Source organism: Saccharothrix isguenensis (genome assembly GCF_052936305.1).
In genome coordinates, this window is the sequence record NZ_CP193626.1 from 5,263,345 (window position 1) to 5,279,783 (window position 16,439).

17 protein-coding genes are annotated in these 16,439 nt (G+C 71.3%); 9 read left to right on the top strand and 8 right to left on the bottom strand.

All coding sequences use genetic code 11. The features are described 5' to 3' along the window. Positions 1-993, bottom strand: coding sequence for a non-homologous end-joining DNA ligase (gene ligD, locus ACRAKI_RS23370; protein ID WP_447002642.1), 993 nt, complete (start codon positions 991-993; stop codon positions 1-3). 388 nt (positions 994-1,381) lie between these two features. Between ligD and ACRAKI_RS23375 the strand changes: the two genes are divergently transcribed. From ACRAKI_RS23375 to ACRAKI_RS23395, 5 genes are all read left to right on the top strand, one after another. Beyond that, positions 1,382-2,542: an acyl-CoA dehydrogenase family protein gene (locus tag ACRAKI_RS23375; RefSeq protein WP_447002643.1), complete on the top strand. Its 1,161-nt coding sequence runs from the start codon at positions 1,382-1,384 to the stop codon at positions 2,540-2,542. After that, the gene (locus tag ACRAKI_RS23380; protein ID WP_447002644.1) at positions 2,535-5,009 is read left to right on the top strand and encodes a SpoIIE family protein phosphatase; all 2,475 of its coding nucleotides are present in this window, start codon (positions 2,535-2,537) and stop codon (positions 5,007-5,009) included. The genes ACRAKI_RS23375 and ACRAKI_RS23380 overlap by 8 nt, the downstream gene beginning before the upstream one ends. Positions 5,010-5,356: 347 nt before the next feature. Further along, positions 5,357-6,727 carry an oxygenase MpaB family protein gene (locus ACRAKI_RS23385; RefSeq protein ID WP_447002645.1) on the top strand — a complete coding sequence of 457 codons (1,371 nt, stop codon included), beginning with the start codon at positions 5,357-5,359 and terminating at the stop codon, positions 6,725-6,727. 11 nt (positions 6,728-6,738) lie between these two features. After that, the gene (locus tag ACRAKI_RS23390; RefSeq protein WP_447002646.1) at positions 6,739-7,101 is read left to right on the top strand and encodes a hypothetical protein; all 363 of its coding nucleotides are present in this window, start codon (positions 6,739-6,741) and stop codon (positions 7,099-7,101) included. Positions 7,102-7,231: 130 nt separating this feature from the next. Then, positions 7,232-8,131, top strand: coding sequence for an SDR family oxidoreductase (locus tag ACRAKI_RS23395; RefSeq protein WP_447002647.1), 900 nt, complete (start codon positions 7,232-7,234; stop codon positions 8,129-8,131). 116 nt (positions 8,132-8,247) lie between these two features. On the opposite strand, the gene ACRAKI_RS23400 is transcribed toward ACRAKI_RS23395, so the two are convergent. Together ACRAKI_RS23400 and ACRAKI_RS23405 are read right to left on the bottom strand one after the other, a co-directional pair. After that, positions 8,248-9,192 (bottom strand): anti-sigma factor RsbA family regulatory protein, encoded by a 945-nt coding sequence (locus ACRAKI_RS23400; protein ID WP_447002648.1) that lies wholly within the window; start codon positions 9,190-9,192, stop codon positions 8,248-8,250. After that, positions 9,189-10,049 (bottom strand): MEDS domain-containing protein, encoded by an 861-nt coding sequence (locus ACRAKI_RS23405; RefSeq protein WP_447002649.1) that lies wholly within the window; start codon positions 10,047-10,049, stop codon positions 9,189-9,191. Before ACRAKI_RS23405 ends, ACRAKI_RS23400 begins: the two co-directional genes overlap by 4 nt. A 330-nt stretch (positions 10,050-10,379) precedes the next feature. On the opposite strand from ACRAKI_RS23405, the gene ACRAKI_RS23410 reads away from it, so the two are divergent. Further along, a complete protein-coding gene (locus ACRAKI_RS23410; RefSeq protein ID WP_447002650.1) occupies positions 10,380-10,709 on the top strand; it encodes a DUF6204 family protein in 330 nt (109 codons plus the stop codon). A gap of 93 nt (positions 10,710-10,802) precedes the next feature. Here the strand turns inward: ACRAKI_RS23410 and ACRAKI_RS23415 are convergent, their stop codons facing one another. The 3 genes from ACRAKI_RS23415 to ACRAKI_RS23425 form a co-directional block, all read right to left on the bottom strand. Further along, complete coding sequence (locus ACRAKI_RS23415; RefSeq protein WP_447002651.1) at positions 10,803-11,351, bottom strand: class I SAM-dependent methyltransferase; 549 nt, start codon at positions 11,349-11,351, stop codon at positions 10,803-10,805. Between the two features lie 326 nt (positions 11,352-11,677). Then, positions 11,678-12,319 (bottom strand): hypothetical protein, encoded by a 642-nt coding sequence (locus tag ACRAKI_RS23420; RefSeq protein WP_447002652.1) that lies wholly within the window; start codon positions 12,317-12,319, stop codon positions 11,678-11,680. Then, entirely contained in the window at positions 12,312-12,737 is a 426-nt protein-coding gene (locus tag ACRAKI_RS23425) for a hypothetical protein (RefSeq protein ID WP_447002653.1), read from the bottom strand. Before ACRAKI_RS23425 ends, ACRAKI_RS23420 begins: the two co-directional genes overlap by 8 nt. A gap of 143 nt (positions 12,738-12,880) precedes the next feature. Here ACRAKI_RS23425 and ACRAKI_RS23430 point away from each other — a divergent pair, with 143 nt between their 5' ends. The 3 genes from ACRAKI_RS23430 (at position 12,881) to ACRAKI_RS23440 (ending at position 14,404) form a co-directional block, all read left to right on the top strand. Next, the gene (locus ACRAKI_RS23430) at positions 12,881-13,492 is read left to right on the top strand and encodes a TetR/AcrR family transcriptional regulator (RefSeq protein ID WP_447002654.1); all 612 of its coding nucleotides are present in this window, start codon (positions 12,881-12,883) and stop codon (positions 13,490-13,492) included. A 202-nt stretch (positions 13,493-13,694) separates the two neighbouring features. After that, complete coding sequence (locus ACRAKI_RS23435) at positions 13,695-13,910, top strand: hypothetical protein (RefSeq protein WP_447002655.1); 216 nt, start codon at positions 13,695-13,697, stop codon at positions 13,908-13,910. 8 nt (positions 13,911-13,918) lie between these two features. Further along, positions 13,919-14,404 carry a hypothetical protein gene (locus tag ACRAKI_RS23440; RefSeq protein ID WP_447002656.1) on the top strand — a complete coding sequence of 162 codons (486 nt, stop codon included), beginning with the start codon at positions 13,919-13,921 and terminating at the stop codon, positions 14,402-14,404. Positions 14,405-14,548: 144 nt separating this feature from the next. Here the strand turns inward: ACRAKI_RS23440 and ACRAKI_RS23445 are convergent, their stop codons facing one another. After that, on the bottom strand, positions 14,549-15,283 hold the full coding sequence (locus ACRAKI_RS23445) for a GAF and ANTAR domain-containing protein (protein WP_447002657.1): 735 nt from the start codon (positions 15,281-15,283) through the stop codon (positions 14,549-14,551). A gap of 107 nt (positions 15,284-15,390) precedes the next feature. Next, positions 15,391-16,344, bottom strand: a complete 954-nt coding sequence (locus ACRAKI_RS23450) for a substrate-binding domain-containing protein (protein WP_447002658.1) — start codon at positions 16,342-16,344, stop codon at positions 15,391-15,393. Positions 16,345-16,439 lie beyond the last annotated feature (95 nt).

Sequence of the window (16,439 nt, forward strand, 5' to 3'; positions counted from 1 at the left end):
TCAGGTCGATCCGACGTCCGGGCGGCGGACGTCTTGCGGGTCGCTGTCGGCACGGAAGCCACGCCAGGACGGATGCCGGAGACGCCGGTCGGTGGTCCACTGGCGGAACTCGACGGCGCCGACGAGAACGGGGTCGACCCAGAGGGCGTCGCGGGCGTACTCGCGTGGGACCGGCGTCGCGAACGGACAGGTGGAACGTCGCAGCCCGGCCAGACGTCGCTGCACGTCGACCAGTGCCTCGTCGGTGAAGCCGGTGCCGACGTGACCCACGTAGATCAGGCCCGGCTCGTCGTAGGCGCCCAGCAGGAGTGACCCGACGGTGCCGGAACGACGGCCCTGCCCGGGTTTCCAGCCGCCGATGACGACCTCCTGCGTGCGACGCAGCGGCGTCTTGATCCAGGCGGCCGAACGTCGTCCGGCCTCGTAACGGGAACCGGCACGTTTGCTGACGATGCCTTCCAAACCGTGCTGCTCGGCGACACGGAGGATCGTCGCGGGCTCGGTGTCGGGGAAGCTCGGCGGGACCTGGATCGGGTGATCGCCGGGCAGCTGGAGCGCGATGAGCATGGCCCGCCGCTCGTGATACGGGAGGCCCTGCACCGATCGCCCATCGAGTACCAGGAGGTCGAACACGTAGTACGCGACGGGCGCGGTGCGCAACACCCGGACACCGGCGGTGCTGCGAGAGCGCCGTTGGAGCAACCCGAAGTCCGGGCGCTGGTCGGACCCGAGGGCGACGATCTCGCCGTCGAGCACGGCGGTGCGCCCGTGCAGCAAGTCCGGCAGGATCCGCAGCTCCGGGAACCGGTCGATCAGATCCAGGTGGTTGCGGCTGAGCATCCGCACCCGGTCGCCCGCGCAATATGCCACGCCGCGGTAACCATCCCACTTGAACTCGACCGCCCACCCGTCCCCCGTCGGCGGCTCACCCGCGGTGGCCAGCATCGGCGGGACGAACGGCAGGTCACCGACCACGACGGCTGCGTGCCCCACCTCCTACCACCTCCTGGGGACCGACAGGTATTCATCCTCACCGGGAATCTGCCGGGACGCGACCGGAGAGGGTCGGTCGACCGTGCGCACGGGCCCCGGGGCAGGCGCGACGTGACACGCGCAGTCGTCGGCACGACTACTACGCCACCCCGGGCGTCACGCGAGGTGATCCGCGCACCGGACACCGTGGACACCACGTCGAACGCCACGCCTCCGACCTGCGCCGCAGCCCGATGGGCGGGAAGTCGGACTCACGTCCACGGCTGCGACGACCGCCGCACCGGGCCGCAGGGGCGCGTCCTTGTTCGTCGTGCCCGGTGGCCGACTAACCTTGGTCCGGTGTCCGGGTCTTGACGGGCCGGTGCACGGCGAGCAGGGGAGGCGGCAGGTGACCCGGGCAGAACTGGGCAAGGCGGTGCTTCTGTCGAGGGAGATCGCCCAAGACGTCGTGGCCCCGCGGGCCCGGGCCGTCGACGAAACTCAGCAGTGGCCCGCTGAGGGGATAGCCGCTCTGCGCAGCGCGTTGGGTGGGTTGGTGGTGCCCGAGCGGTTCGGCGGGATGGGCCAGGGGCTGTCGGCGGTCGTGCAGGTCGGTGAGGCGACCGGCCGGGCGTGTGCCTCCACGTCGATCTGCTTCGGCATGCACCTGGTCGGCTCCGCGGTGATGGCTGCCAAGGCCACGGGCTTCCACTCGGAGCGGTACCTCACCCCGATCGTCGAAGGGCGGCACCTGACGACGCTGGCGTTGTCGGAGCCGGGGGTAGGCGGCGAGTTCTGGCTTCCCCAGACCAGCATGGAGCGCAGCGGTGCGGACGGGTTGCGCTTGACGGGCGTCAAGAGCTTCGTCACCAACGGTGGTCGAGCCGACTCCTACGTCGTCTCCACCGTCGCGACCGACCCCGGGGTACCGCCCGGCGAGTTCTCGTGCACGGTGGTCGACGCCGACACCCCCGGCATGGTCTGGGGCGAGCCGTGGAGCGGCTTCGGAATGCGTGGCAACGAGTCGCGGACCCTGGAACTGCGAGGCGTGGAGATCGGCCGGCCGCACCTGTTGGGTGAGCAGGGCGAAGAGATCTGGTACGTGTTCAACGTCATCGCCCCCTACTTCCTGATGGCCATGTCGGGCACCTACCTGGGGGTGGCGGCCTCCGCGTTGGACGAGGCGCGCTCCCACGTGCTGGCACGCCGGCACGCGCACAGCGGTCGTGCGCTGGCCGCTCAGCCGCTGGTCCAGCACCGGCTGGGGGTCATGTGGGCACGGGTCGAGCGGACGCGGCGGCTGCTCTACCACGCAGCCGCGGCGGCGGAAGCCGGTGATCCCGATGCCTTGCCCGCGCTCTGCTCGGCCAAGGCGGAGGCCGCGGAGTCCGCGGAGGCGGTGGTCAATGACGCCCTGACCCTGACCGGAGGAGTCGGCTACGCCAACGACTCGGCGTTGCACCGCCTCCTGCGAGACGCCCGCGCCGCTCACGTGATGTCCCCGGTCACCGATGTGCTGCGCGTTTGGGTTGCCAAGGCCCTACTCGGTGAACCCCTACTCGGTGACTGACGAATCGGCCGTGCCCCTCGTCCTGCTGATCGGCGCAGCCGAGGAAGTCGCACTGAACCTGCAGACCGAGCTTCGCGACGAGGTCGAGACCGCCCGCGCCACCGTCGAGGACCTCCTCACCCTCACGGCGGAAGCGTCGCGCGGGTCCCGTCCGGTTCTCGTCGTGGTCGGCGACGAGCTGCCGGCCCCGGCGGGTCTGGTGCACTCCCTGAGACCCGACGGGGTCGACGTGACGGTCGTCGTGGTGTCCGCGCCCGGTGCCGAGGGCGGGACGGCGATGTTGCCGCTGCTGTTCTCGGCCGACCAAGTCCGCCGCCTCCCTGCCGGATCCAGCGACCGGCTCGGGGACGTGGTGCGGAACGTGCTGGAGTCCATGGCGCGCCGCCGCGCCTACACCGCCTCGCTCGACGCCGCCCAACGGCAGTTGGCCGATGGCGCGGTGATCGTCCGACAGGTCGGTGACCGGGTGTTCGGCCGGTTCCTGGCCGAAGCGCCGATCGGTGCTGTGGTGGTGGACGACGCCGAAACGCTGACCGGGTGGAACCACAGGGCCGCAGCCATCCTGCACCTGACGGATCCGGCATCGCTCGGACTGCCGCTGCACACGCTGTTCCCGGCACGAGTCCACGACGATCTGCACGCGTTCCTGTCCAGTCGAGACGCCGCCGAGGCGACGTTCACACGCACCGTCGGGGCGGAAACGGAACAAGTCCTCCGTCTCGCCACCCAACAGGTGATGGACGCGAACGGGGCCGAACGCACCCTCGTCCTCGCCGAGGACGTCACCGCTTCCGTGCACGCCCAACGCCGGTTGGCGGAACGCACCAAACACGCCCTGCTCACCGCGGACGTCGCCGCGGCCATGACCGCACCCGGTGAGCTGCCCGAACACCTGCGCCGGTGCGCCCAGGCCATCGCGGGCCACCTGGACGCGGCGTGCGTGCACATCTGGACCGTCGGGCCACGTGGCACCCAGCTGACCGCCGCCGCCGAGGCCGGGGAGTGCCCGCGCCTCGACGACGCGCAGCACGCCCACGAGCCGCCCGGACCTGTCATCGCGGAGATCGCGGCACAACAGCGCCCGCACCTGGACAACCCGCAGCAGGACCACACCGATTCCGCCCGGGAGCGCTCGACCGGCTTCGCCGGCTACCCGCTCATTTTCGGCGGTCAGCTCATGGGCGTGCTGCTCGTCACCACCGCACAACACCTGAGCCAGGACGCGCTCACCACACTGGCGGGGGTCGCCGACCAGGTCGCCGTGGGCATCCGGCAGGACCTCCTGCTGCGCAGGTTGCGGAGCACCGCCGAGGCGCTCCAACGCCCCCTGCTGCCTCCTCGCCTGCCCGAGCTGCCCGGATTCGACCTCGCGGCCCGCTACCACCCCTTCGGTCACGACGACCAGATCGGAGGTGACTTCTACGACGCCTACACCACTCCGGACGGGCGCCACGTGCTCGTGCTGGGTGACGTCTGCGGCAAGGGCCCGAAAGCAGCCGCCGTCACCGGTCTGGTGCGTCACACCTTGTGGACCGCGGCCCAGCACAGCACCGAACCGGACCACGTCCTGTCGCTGGTCAACCAGGCACTGCTGCGTCAGAACAGCCCCTTCTGCACCTTGGTCTACGCGGTGCTCGACACCTCCGACCGACCCACGCGCCTGCGCATCGCCTGCGCGGGCCACCCGCTGCCCCTGCTGCGCCACGGCGACGGCCGCATCACGCAGCTGCCCGTGGGCGGCCCCGTGCTCGGCGTGCTGGGCGAGGTCCGGCACGAGGTGATGGAAGTCCCGCTGCACCCCGGCGACACGCTGGTGCTCTACACCGACGGCTTCACCGAAGGCGCGGGTGGGTACCGGCAGCGCGAATCCCAGGACCTCGCGGCCGTCCTGGACACCTTCCGGCTCCGGACGGGCGCTGACCACCCAGCCGACGAGATCGCCGAGGCCTTGCTCACCGACGCCCGGCAGTGGTGGGGTGAACGACTGCGCGACGACATGGCACTGCTCACTCTCACCGCCCTACCCGTCACCCACGGCGACCAAACCGACCACCAGCGCGAGTTCGCCCTCGACACCGACCTGCCGCCACTGACCGAGGTTCGAACCTGGACCCGCGAGTTCCTGGCCGACCTCGACGAGGACGTGGTCGGTGATGCCGAACTCATCGTCACCGAACTGCTCACCAACGCCTACGAACACGCAGTCGGACCACGTGCCCTGAGGTTGCACCGCAGCTCCGCAGAACCGGTCGTGCGCATCGAGGTCGACGACGCCACGCCCCATGGGCTGCTCCAGCCCGGCACGTCGTCCCTGAGCCCGTTCCGGGGCCGCGGTCTGCTCTTGATCGACACCATCAGCACTCGATGGGGCGTCGAGAACCACCGGAGCCACAAGACCGTCTGGGCCGACATCCCCGCGGGTGCCGCGCCGGCTGACGTCGAGCCCGCCGGCGGATCGGCGCGCTGAAGAGTCGGGCCATCCGTTCCGTCGGTCGCCGCGCAGCCGCTGCGGAGCACCCCGGGGAACCGGACCGCGACAACCCCCGGGCTGGCCTCGCGCCGACCAGGCACTCCAGGCCCGGCCGTGCCGTTCCCGCCTGGGTCCCCGGTCGCGAGGGCAGCGCACGAGCACCCGTTCACCACGAACGTCACAACGCACCAAGCACGCCCCCGTGTCGGGAGGTGAGCGGCTCGTCAGGGTCATCCGGTCGTCACATCCAGTGAACTATCACCGATGATGTTCCGCGTCCCGAACGCACGCCGCTAAGGTCTGGCCGGCTCGCACGCCGAATCTGACCCGTACGGAGGTGGCGCATGACGGCCGAAGTGGTGCTGGGACCCGGCTCCGTCACCTGGGACCGCCTGGGGCAGTGGCGGCTGCTGTTGGTGATGCACCGGTCACTGGTGCTGCAAGCCGCCCATCCGGCGGTCGGTGCGGCCGTGAGTCGCTTCTCCGTCTACAACGCCCGGCCCTGGCGGCGGTTGTTCCGCACGCTCGCGAGCCTGCAGACCTACGTTTACGGCAGCGCCTCCGAACGACGCCGCGAGTTGGAGCGCTTGGAACGCCTGCACCGCCGGATGCAGGGCATCGACGACCACGGCCGCGTGTTCACCGCCGCGGACGTGCAGGCGCGGGCGTGGGTCCACCTGACCCTGTTCGACGCCGTGCTGACCATGCAACGGCTGGGTGGAGACCCCTTGTCACCCGAGGAGACCGAACGCTTCTACGAGGAGTGGCGGCGTCTCGGTCATGCCTTCGGCTTGGCCGACGACGACATGCCCGCCACCACGGCTGATTTCCGCGACTACTTCGACAGCACGGTCGCCGACGTGCTGGAGGACAACTCGACGGTTCGCGACCTGCTGTCGGGCAGCATCCACCGGATCCCGCCACCGCCGGGGCTGCCGATCCCAGCCCTGGTCTGGGCGCCCCTGCGGTACGTCGTGGTCTCCGCCGCCGTGCAGGCCACCACCGCCACGCTCCCCGAGGTCTACCGCGAACGCCTGCGCCTCACCGTGGTCCCCGGCGCGGACCTGCTCGTGACCGGCCTGCACCACGCGGCACGGGTGGCCACGAACCTGCTGCCGCGGCAATCGCGCTACATGCCGTTGGCCTCGGTCTCGATCCGGGCTGCCGCGGTTCCCGCGACCCCCCGCGTCACGCCCACCCCCGAGTCGTTCTTCACCACCGTGCTCGACCAGACCGGCGACGGCGTGCTGCGGTGGAGCGACCTGCTGGCCATGGCGCGCGAGATCAGCACCCATCTCGACCTCGGCGAGGAGGCGGAGAACGCCGTCCACGACGCCTTCGAGTCCTGGTGGACCCAACTGCGCACCGCCACCGGCACCCCCGAGGACGGTGCCCTCACCCTCGCCGCCTACCGCGCGGCGCTCGCCGAGAACCGCTACCCCGGCCCGCCGGACCCGGAACACGGCTACGGCGCCGTCGCCTCCACGATCCGCCACCTGATCGACCGGGACGCCAACGGCGAGGTCGGACTCGCCGAGTACAGCCGCCTGCTCGACCACAGCCCACGCCGCCACCAGATCGTCGCCGCCCTGCGCGACCTGGACCGCAACGGTGATGGCACTCTCCACAGCGACGAATTCGAAGCGGCTCTCCAGGAGTTCCTGACCGGCCACCGCGACCTCGACGCTGCCCGCTACCTGCTCGGCCGCGTCTGACCCCGTACGCGATGGCCCGAGCCGCAGCCGAAGCGGCCGAATCCACCGAGGGCGAGGTCCGGCTGCGCAAGGTGCGCGAACTGGCGCGCAAGGAGCCATCACCGGGCGACCAGGGCTGGGCCACCCACGTCAGGCAACCGCAGGACGTCCCTCGGCCGGCACTGCGGCAACCCCTACGGCACGAGCCACGTCTCCGACGACGGCCAGACCCCCGGACGGCGCGAGCCGGAGGCGTCCGCGGCCTGGGACCTGGCGCGCCGAACCAGTCGCTCCGATCTCGGTACGCCAACGGCCGGTACCGCGTCGGCGCCGGTTTTCCGACCGAGCACTACACCGGCAACCACTACTGGGTGGACGTCGACGTCACACAGTGACCCGCCGCAGTGACCCCCAGCCGGGCACCTCGCTGTCCGCACCCACGGCGATTCCCGGGACGGCGCGTAGGTGCCCGACCCGGACCAGGCATCCCGGTGTCAGACGGGATCGAGCGGGTATGCCGATCCCATGTTCCCCAAACGGCCAGTGGAAGGCCGGGTCGTGCTGGTGACGGGCGGTTCCGCCGGCATCGGGCGGTCGATCGCCGCGCGCCTCGCAGCCTCCGGCGCGACCGTCGTGACGTGCGCCCGTGACGAAGCGCGGTTGCGGACAGCTGCCCGGCACCTTCCCTGGGAGGTCGACGCGGTCGCTTGCGACCTCACCGACGACCGGCAACGCCGCCAGTTGATCGACCACGTCATCGAGCGCCACGGTCGCCTCGACGCGCTCGTCAACAACGCCGGCACGGGCCGAGTGGGACGGCTCACCGACCTGGACGCGAACTCCACCCGCGACGTGTTGACGCTGAACGTGATCGCGGTCGCGGACCTGACCCGGCAGGCTCTGCCACACCTCGTGGAACGGCGCGGCGACGTGGTGATGATCGCCTCCGTCGCCGGATGGGTGCCGGTTCCACCCCTGTCGCTGTACTCGGCCTCCAAGGCAGCGGTCGACGGACTCGTCCACGCGCTGCGGCGAGAATCGCCCGGTCTCCACATCCACAGCGTCAACCCGGGTCCGGTGCGCACGGAATGGCTCCTCCGCGCAGCCGGCCTGCGCCCGAGCGACGACGAGGGCCGACGAGGGCGCTCGTTCGGCACCCGGCCGGAGCGCGTCGCCGATGAGGTGTACCGGTGCCTCACCGGGCACCGACACCGCACGGTCACCGTGCCTCGCTGGCTCGGCCCCGTGCGGTTGGCCGGCGCTCCGCCGCTGAGCAACGCCCTCGACCTCGTCCTGGCGCCGGTCGCGCCCCTGGTGGTGCGGTGGGCCCGTCACTACCAGGACACGCTGGTCGACCGCGCCCGCGGCAGGGGGCACGAAGGCGATGAAGGGTCAACCGGCCGCACGACGAACCGAGCAACGTAGCTCACGGGACGACTCTGCCCGGTTCCCGAGGGCCGGCAGACGTGGTGGACTTCGAACCTCATCGGGCATGCGCGATCGGACCGCCGCCGCCGTTCGTCGCCGTCCGCCGCTGCGGATCACGTCAACCGGTGGTGCACGCGCAAGGTCGTACCGCTGGACGCGACTCGCAACTCCAGCAGGTCGCAGAGCTGGTTCACCAACCACAGCCCTCGTCCGCCGGGCACGTCGGGCGCGGGCAGGCGGCGCCCGATCAGCGGGTGCGCGACGAACCGCCCTCCGTCCCGCACCTCGCACAGCAGCGTGTCGCCGTCCCGCCACAGCCTCAGGACACCGCCGCCGGCGCCGTGCACGGTGCTGTTGGTGACCAGCTCGTTCACGGCCAGGACCAGCCGGTCCACCGTTCCACCGTCCCCGCCGAGCTCCACAGCGTGGCGTCGGACGAAGGACCTGGTGGAGGACAGCGACCCCGGGTCGGGACCGAATCGGACCACCGCCGCCGCGGGTGGCGGTGGCGGCAGTGGGTGGTCGAGCGGTGCGGCGCCGTCCCGGTAGTCGGCGCTGTCCTCGCGTACCCCGTCGGTGATCACGGTCGGGTGGCTGCGACGTGCTTCGGCCACCACGCGGGCGTCCAAGCCGGCCACGTCGTACGGGCACAGCAACGGCCACGGCGGACCGTCGGCGAAAGCGACGTTCAGCAGCGCCTCATGGGTCTGGCACTCCACCACCTCGGCCGGGCCCCGCCCCGGCCACAGCGGCTCGCCGATCCCGCGGGCGGACCGTCCAGCGGACCGGCAGTCGTCGAGGAACCGCTGCCACCGGGGGATGATGCGCGCGGGATTGCGGCCCACGACCGCCATGTCCGCGAAGTCCACGCGGTCGGCCCGAGGCCCGAGCGCCGCGCGCAGGAGGTCGATCTTCCCCTCGTCGACCACCACGAGGATCGACTCGTCCCGCGCCAGACCCTCGCGGATGAACGGCACCGTCCCGGCGAGGAATTCGTCCTCGTTCCCGTAGAGCAGGGCTGCGTGGGCGAACCCCGGAGCCGCGACCGGGGCGCTCACCGACCGCCTCCCGTCGGCTCCGGTCCGCCCGCGGGCCGCACCACCACGGCGGGGGCTCGTCGCCCGAACTCGCACACGTCCCAGCAACGGACCAACGAGTCACAGGCGTTGTCGACCACGAGGCTCAGGTTCGGCCGCGCGGCCGCGACCGACGCCAGGGCCGAGACGCCCGCCAACGCGACGAAGTCCAACCCTCCGGTGCGCAACCGCAGCTCGGTGACGCCCCGTGCGGCGGTCTCCAGAGCCCGCCGGAACGGTCCCGCGTTGTCGATGTCGATCTCCCCGGCGAGCTGCCACTCGCCCGGCGCGACATTCCACATCCGGAACCCCGGCGCTACGGCGACCCGGCCTGCGGCGACCGGATGCACCGCGACGACCTCGGCGACCGTCTCGGCGTCGAAGTTCCCGGTCCGGTACGCGCACACCACGGTCGCGTCCAGCTCTCGAACCACCTCGTCGAGCACCAGTTCGAAAGAGGCGATGTCCGCGGTGCGCGTCTCGGCCGGCAGCCAGTCCATGTCGGCGACCAGCCGGAGGCCGCTGTACCCCTCCCGCCGGGCGAGCGCGCTCTGCTCGCGGAACATCGCGTACATGACCTCCGGGTCCAGCGCCTCACCACCGAGGAAGCTCGTCCGCGGATCGGCGACCACGACCGGTCGGTCGGCGGACAGCCCGCGCAATGCGTCCTCCGGGCCGAAGCGGAACAGCTTCTGCCCCTGCCGCAGGCCTTCGTCGAGGCAGTCGACGGTCCAGGCCTCGAACGGGGTCGCGGCGTCCACGACGCAGCACACGTGTGAACCTGGTCGCAAACCGACCAGGTCCGGCAGAACGCCCGCTTGGCGCTCGGCTGTCTCCACACCCCTACGATAGGGCCTGGCGTGCGGCCCACCAAGGTCGTACCCGCCTCTAGTACATCCGCGCAGGTGAGAGGCAAGGCACGGGGCCGCCTCGCCACGAAGCTGATCGACGCCGCGCGTGCGTGTTCGGCGGGAGTCTCCGCAGGAGCCGGGAGGCTTCGAGCCCGGAAGTCCCCGCCTGCGCGGTCGACGAGCCCACCAGCTGCGATGTCGGCCCACGTCCGCATCCTCGCGCCGACTTGACGACCCGCAGGCTCCGATAAGTCGATTGCGGTCGCTCCGCTGTTCCCCCACGATGCGACAACGGTCGGACGAGCGAGGGATTTTCACGTGGTGGAGCACACCTACCGGGTCACGGTGCGCGGTCGGTTCACCGACCTCGACGACGCCGGACGCGATCGGCTGCTGGCCGAGGTCGAGCGGCACGGGTTGCTCACCAACGGCTTCTCGGAGCAGGGGGCACTGTCCTACGACAGGTCGTTGGACTTCTTCAGCTTTCGCGTGCAGCTGCGCGCGGAGGTGGAGACGACCGACCGCGCCGTGTGCGATCGCGCGCGTGCGCTGGCGGCCCGCGCGATCGAGGATCTCGGCGCGGACTTCCGCGACATGCGCGCCTCCGCCACGGACATGGACCTGATCAAGATCCGCCGCCCCCGGTAGCACGACGCCGCCGGGCACCGGTTCGTCCGGCGTGCTCGGCCACGCACCGGACCCGACGAACCAGCCTGGGGATCGTTGCGCCGTGCGCCCGTTTCAGCTCGAAGCACTGTGGACTGACACCGCGTAGTCGCCGCCGGTGAACGGTTCGCGGTCCCAGGTGGCGAACCGCTCGACCAGCCGCAGCCCGGCCGCGGCGGCGTGCGCGTCGTAATCGGCGACGGTGTACCCGCGGTCGAGGCTGAACCCGGCGATCAGCAGCCGGCCGACGTGCCGCGCCACGCCGGCGACCAGCGCCCGCTCCGTGCCGGGCGGGGTGAACAGGGGGACGTTGCCCGCCATGACCACGACGTCGAACACCCGGCCGAGGTCGAGCCGGGCGAGGTCGGACTCCACCCAGGTGATCGTCGGCTCCAGCCGGCGGGCCGTCGCCAGCATGGACGCGTCCACGTCCGCCCCGACCACCTCGATCCCGTGCCTGGCCAACTCGACCGCCACCCGCCCGGTGCCGCAGCCGGCGTCCAGCACGCTCGCCGGCCCGTACGCGCGGACGAAGTTCGCCTCGCCGTGGACATCGGCGCCGGTCGCGGCCAACTCGTCGAACCGGCGCTGGTACTCGTCGCCATCCCACCTGGTCTCCGTCACGCGGCCAGTATGGGTCGATGCCTGCGGACAGGGTCGGGTGGCATCACCCCGGCAGGCTCCGCGTGATCCGGTCACGCACCCCCGTGCACCATCGGCCCCAGCGTGACGCAGACGGACACCGCGGTGTTCGGGTCCAATGAACGACACCCGCACCGGCGGCCTGGGCATCGACACGATCGCCGGCAGCGCCGGCGACGACACCCTCGTCGGGGCTTCCAACGACGGCAGCCAGGACAGCCTCGACGGTGGTCTGGGCACCGGCGCCGGGGGCACTGCCGGTTGGACGGGGTCGGCGCGCCGCCGGCCGGCTTCGCCGTCGTCCGAACTCAAGCGCGCAACGTCCGCTCCACCCGCTCAACCAGGTCGTCCTCCGTCACCCAGGCCCCGACCTCGATCACGGGCAGGGCCCACTGCTCCGCTTCCCGGCGCAGGCGTTCGGTGAACATCCGATCGCGATCGAGCAGGTTGCGCAGCGCGCGCTCCGGGTCGCCGGTCCGCCGGGGTATGTCCCACAACGTGCCGCGGCTGTCGAACGCGGCCCGGCGGAAGTCGGGGGTCGGGAGCAGCCACACGGCTTGGCCGGGGCCGGTGAGGTGGGGCGCGACGAGGTGCGGCAGGAGCCGGAAGCCCTCCACGATCACGCCGGGTTCCGCGGGGAGTCGGAGGAGGTCTTCCACGATGAGGTGGAAGCCCTCGCCCTGGAACCAGTGGAACGTCCCGAGCATGGCTTCCGGCGAGCGCCGCACCCACCGCTCGTCCATGTCCATGGCCGCGAACCCACGCAGGAACGGCGCGTCTTCAGCCGTGCAGCGACCGGCGTGGTCCGACATCACGTCGTCCGTCGAGTAGACGCGGAGCCCGTGCCGATCCGCCAGCCGCCGGGCGACGGTCGACTTCCCCGCGCCGCTGCCACCGCCGATCCAGCGGACGTGGCGGAGTCGGGCGCGGACCTCGGCGGCGTCAGTCATCGTGCATGGGTAGCAGAGGCGCCAGACGGGTGAGGCGCTCGGCCAGGTGGTCCAGGTCCACGGAGGGTTTCCGCAGTTCCTCGTCGACCACCTGGCGGATGAGGCCGACCAGGTATTCCAGGGTGACCTCCCGCCTCGCGGTCCGGGGCCCGGGTTCCAGGTGCCCCAGGGCGAACTCGGTCAGCCTGCCCCTGGCTCGCAGGACCACTCCGCGCAGGCGCGGGTCGGCGGTCCCCCAGTCGCACCAGTACAGCCGGGCCTGGTCCGGGTGGGCGGCCAGCCAGTCCACGACCGACGCGACGATGGCGGTGAAGCGCTCGTCGCACCTGCCACGGCCCACCCGGTCGAACCGGCGGTGGAGGTCGTCCACCGCTCGGACGAACACGGCAACGGTGTCGTCATGTACCACTTCCCGCATCGCGCACGCACCAGGTAGAGGGTCCACTAGCATCAGGCGGTCCAGCCCGAGCCGATCACGACCGGTCAACGAGGAACGTGGGTAGCAAGTCACGGAAACCGCACCAGTTGCCGCCCGGGAGGCACGGCCTCAGCAGTGACTTCGTGGCGGGCAACCAGCGTGAGCGCATCCTGACGGCGCTGGCCGGAGCGGTCAGCGAGAACGGCTACGCCAACACCTCGGTGGACTCGATCATCAAGTTGGCCGGCGTCTCGCGGCGCACGTTCTACGAGCACCACTCCAGCAAGGAAGACGCGTTCCTGGCGGCGTTCGACAACGCGGTCGGGCGCATCACGTCCGAGGTCGTCCGCGCCTACAGCGGCCACGACGACTTCGTGGAAGCCGCCCGCGCGGGTCTGGAGTGCTGCCTGCGGGTGCTGGCCGAAGACCCCGCCGTGGCCGGGATGGTGATCGTCGAGGTGCTGTCCGCCGGCCCGGAGGCGCTGCAACGGCGCCGTGAAGTGCTCAGCGCGCTGACCGACCGGATCGTGCAGGCCTCGCAGGCCCTCCCCGAGACCCCGATCGGGCCGGAGCTGACGGCCGAGACGATCGTCGGCGCGGTGCTCCAGGTGATCTACAACCGGGTGTCGCGCGGCGAGGCCGACCGCCTGCCCGACCTGCTGCCCGACCTGCTCTACAACGTGCTGGTGCCGTTCCTCGGGCACAGGCGGGCCGCCGAGGAGCGGGCCAAGACCCTGCCGAGGTCGGTCTCCTAGCGCTTCCGGACATCGAGCGGAAAGCGCCTACCCACGGCTACCCCCACCACCGTTTCGGCGGAGTTCGGAAATCGAATGGCGGCATGGAGATTCCCTTTCCCGAGCCGAAAGTAATCGGTGTGGAGGCTTCTTGACACCCTAGAAACAGTGCTGTTTCTATAAGGGCCCTGCACCCCACGGGGATGACGAAAGGAGCACTTCGATGAAGAAGATTGCCACCTTCGGGCTGACCGGGCTTTCCCTGCTCGCCGCGGTCGCCCTGATCGCTCCGGCCGCCGGCGCCGCCGCCGGGACCACCATTCGCGCTGATTCCGCGACCGGTGCGGCCTATTCGGGCAATGTCAGGGGGACGCTGATCTCGTCCGCCGTGAGGTTCGCCAGCTCGGGGGCAATGCCACCTGCAACCGGTCGACGCTGACCGCGTCGGTGCGGTCCGACGGGATCGCGTTGACCGTGTCCGCCCTGTCGTTCAGCGACAGCGGCTCGACCAACGGCTCGTGCCCGAACGACCAGGGCGGCCGGACCACCATCACGCCGACCAACCTGCCGTGGAGCGGCGGCAACGTCGCCTACGCCCCGGTGGCGGGCGGCCGTGACGGCACGATCACGCTGAACGACGTCACCGCGCGAGTCGACTCCTCCAACTGGCTGGGCATCAGGATCACCTGCTACTTCGTCGGCGCGGGCGCCGGCAACAGCATCACAGGCGAGGTCTACAACAAGGACAACGCCAACCGCCCGGTCGCCTCGGTCGCGGACGCCCAGGCGTCGCTCTCCGGCGCGAGCCTCCGGTTGACCAGCGGCAGCTCGCCGTGCCCCGGCACCGCCACGCTCACCGCGGTCTACCGGCTGCTCGGCGAGCAGGCAGCCGGGTCGGGCACCTTCGACCGGGCGCTCTACGTCACCGGCTGATCGACCCGACGACGGACGAGCCACGCCTGGCGTCGGGCGCGTGGCGGACGTGTGCGGGGCCGGACCCCCGGTCCCGCACACCGGGCTGAACCGCCGCCGACACCGCACTGGAGCGGGGCTCTCACGCGGCCCCGCTCTCCTCGGTCACCCGGTGCCCGGTGACGCGGTGCGGAACAACTCGTGATCGTCACGGTGATCGGAGACCGCCGTGGCCACGTCGCTCAGCTTCACGTTGTGACCGCGCGCGTAGTGGCGCAGGGCGGCGAACGCCGTGTCCATGTCGACGCCGAGGCGTTGGGCGATGAGCCCTTTCGCCTGCTTGATGACCACTCGGCTGTTCAGCGCGCTCTGCAGCTGCTCGGTCAGCACCTCCTGGTGCCGGATGCCGCGCTGCTGGAGCAGCCCGATGGTGGCCACGTCGACCAACGCGCGAGCGGTGCGGGACGCGGTGTCGTCCAGGTCCCCGGGGCTGGTGCGGAACAGGTTGAGCGCGCCGATGACGTCACCGCGCAGGCGCATCGGCAGGGCGTCCACGGCGGCGAACCCGCTCTCCGAGGCGGCGGCGGCGAACCGGGGCCACCGCTCCCCCGCGGTCGCCAGGTCCGGGTGGCTGACCCGGACGCCGGTGGCGAACGCTTCCAGGCACGGGCCTTCGTCGGACTGCACCTGGAACAGCTCCAGCAGCCGGACCCGCTCGTCGGAGGTGGCGAGCAGCCGGAGGTTGCCGTGCCGGTCGGCCAGCAGCAACCCGGCTGCGTCGATGTCGAGCAGTTCGACGCAGCGGTCCACCAGCAGGTGCAGGAAGTCGATCACGTCGAAATCGGCGACCAGGGTGTCGGCCAGTTCGACGAACGTCCTGAGCAACCGGTCATCACCCACCGGGCGTCACCTCCGGCCGTTCACGATAGGGCAACTCCGCCGGCGGCGGCACGTCGTCTCCCGGATCACGATTCAGTCCTTTGTGGACGAGCTTTCTTACTGGCCCTTCACCTGGACGGCTGCATGGTGGAGGACCGGACGACCAGCTCGGTGGCCAACTCGACGCGGTCGGCTTCGGGCGGGCGACCGGCGATCAGGTCGGCCAGCATCCAGCCCGCCAGCCTGCCCATCTCCGCGAGCGGCTGGCGGACGGTGCTGAGCGCGGGTGAGGACCGCCAGGCCGTCGGCAGGTCGTCGAAGCCGATGACGCTCAGGTCGTCCGGCACCGACAGACCCCCGAACCGGGCCGCCTCGATCACGCCGAGCGCCTGCTCGTCGTTGGCCGCGAAGACCGCCGTCGGTCGATCGGCCAGGCGCAGCAGCTCGTGCGCCTCCCGGCAGCCGCCCTCACGGGTGAAGTCCGCGTGGCGCACCAGCGCGGGGTCGAACGCGACACCGGCGCGGTCGAGGGCGACGCGGTAGCCGTCCAAACGGGCACGGCTGCACAGCACGTCACGCGGACCGCCGACGAACCCGATCCGGCGGTGGCCGAGTGACAAGAGGTGCGTCGTGGCCGTCACGCCGCCCGCCCGGTTCGTGGCGGCGACGCTCACCAGGTCGGGCGTGGTCGCGTCGACCGGGTCGATGTGCACGAGCGGCATCCCGGCGCGGGCGAGCACGGTCCGCTCGGCGGCGCTGATCGGGCACGTCACCAGCAGCACGCCGGCGCGACGGGCGTTGACGACGTCGACGGCCCACGACGCGCCGCGAGTGGTCGCCGCCGACATCACGACGTCCACCCCGGAGGCGACGACGCCGCACATCACTTCCATGGCCCACGCGGTGTTCAAGGCGGGGAAGACGAGCTCCACCAGCGGCGCGGTGCGGCGCCCGGTCGGCAGTTCCGGCGTCCGGCTCTTCGGCGGCCGGCGCACGTGGCACTTGCGCTCCAGGACCCTGGCTGCCGTGGGCGGTGACATCCCACCGGCGGCGGTGACGCCTGCCCATCTCGATCGACTCACGGTCCGACACTATCGACATTTCTGCGAAACACAATCGAACCGCTGAACTGCAACGATTCACCTCGCGCCCCGTGAAGGTCAGGGGCGGAAGAGCG

Excerpts from the sequence above, each read along its gene's own strand:
- ACRAKI_RS23385 (WP_447002645.1), top strand. The coding sequence starts at position 5,357 with ATGACGGCCGAAGTGGTGCTGGGACCCGGCTCCGTCACCTGGGACCGC.
- ACRAKI_RS23390 (WP_447002646.1), top strand. The coding sequence starts at position 6,739 with ATGGCCCGAGCCGCAGCCGAAGCGGCCGAATCCACCGAGGGCGAGGTC.
- ACRAKI_RS23395 (WP_447002647.1), top strand. The coding sequence starts at position 7,232 with ATGTTCCCCAAACGGCCAGTGGAAGGCCGGGTCGTGCTGGTGACGGGC.
- ACRAKI_RS23420 (WP_447002652.1), bottom strand. The coding sequence starts at position 12,319 with ATGACTGACGCCGCCGAGGTCCGCGCCCGACTCCGCCACGTCCGCTGG.
- ACRAKI_RS23425 (WP_447002653.1), bottom strand. The coding sequence starts at position 12,737 with ATGCGGGAAGTGGTACATGACGACACCGTTGCCGTGTTCGTCCGAGCG.
- ACRAKI_RS23435 (WP_447002655.1), top strand. The coding sequence starts at position 13,695 with ATGAAGAAGATTGCCACCTTCGGGCTGACCGGGCTTTCCCTGCTCGCC.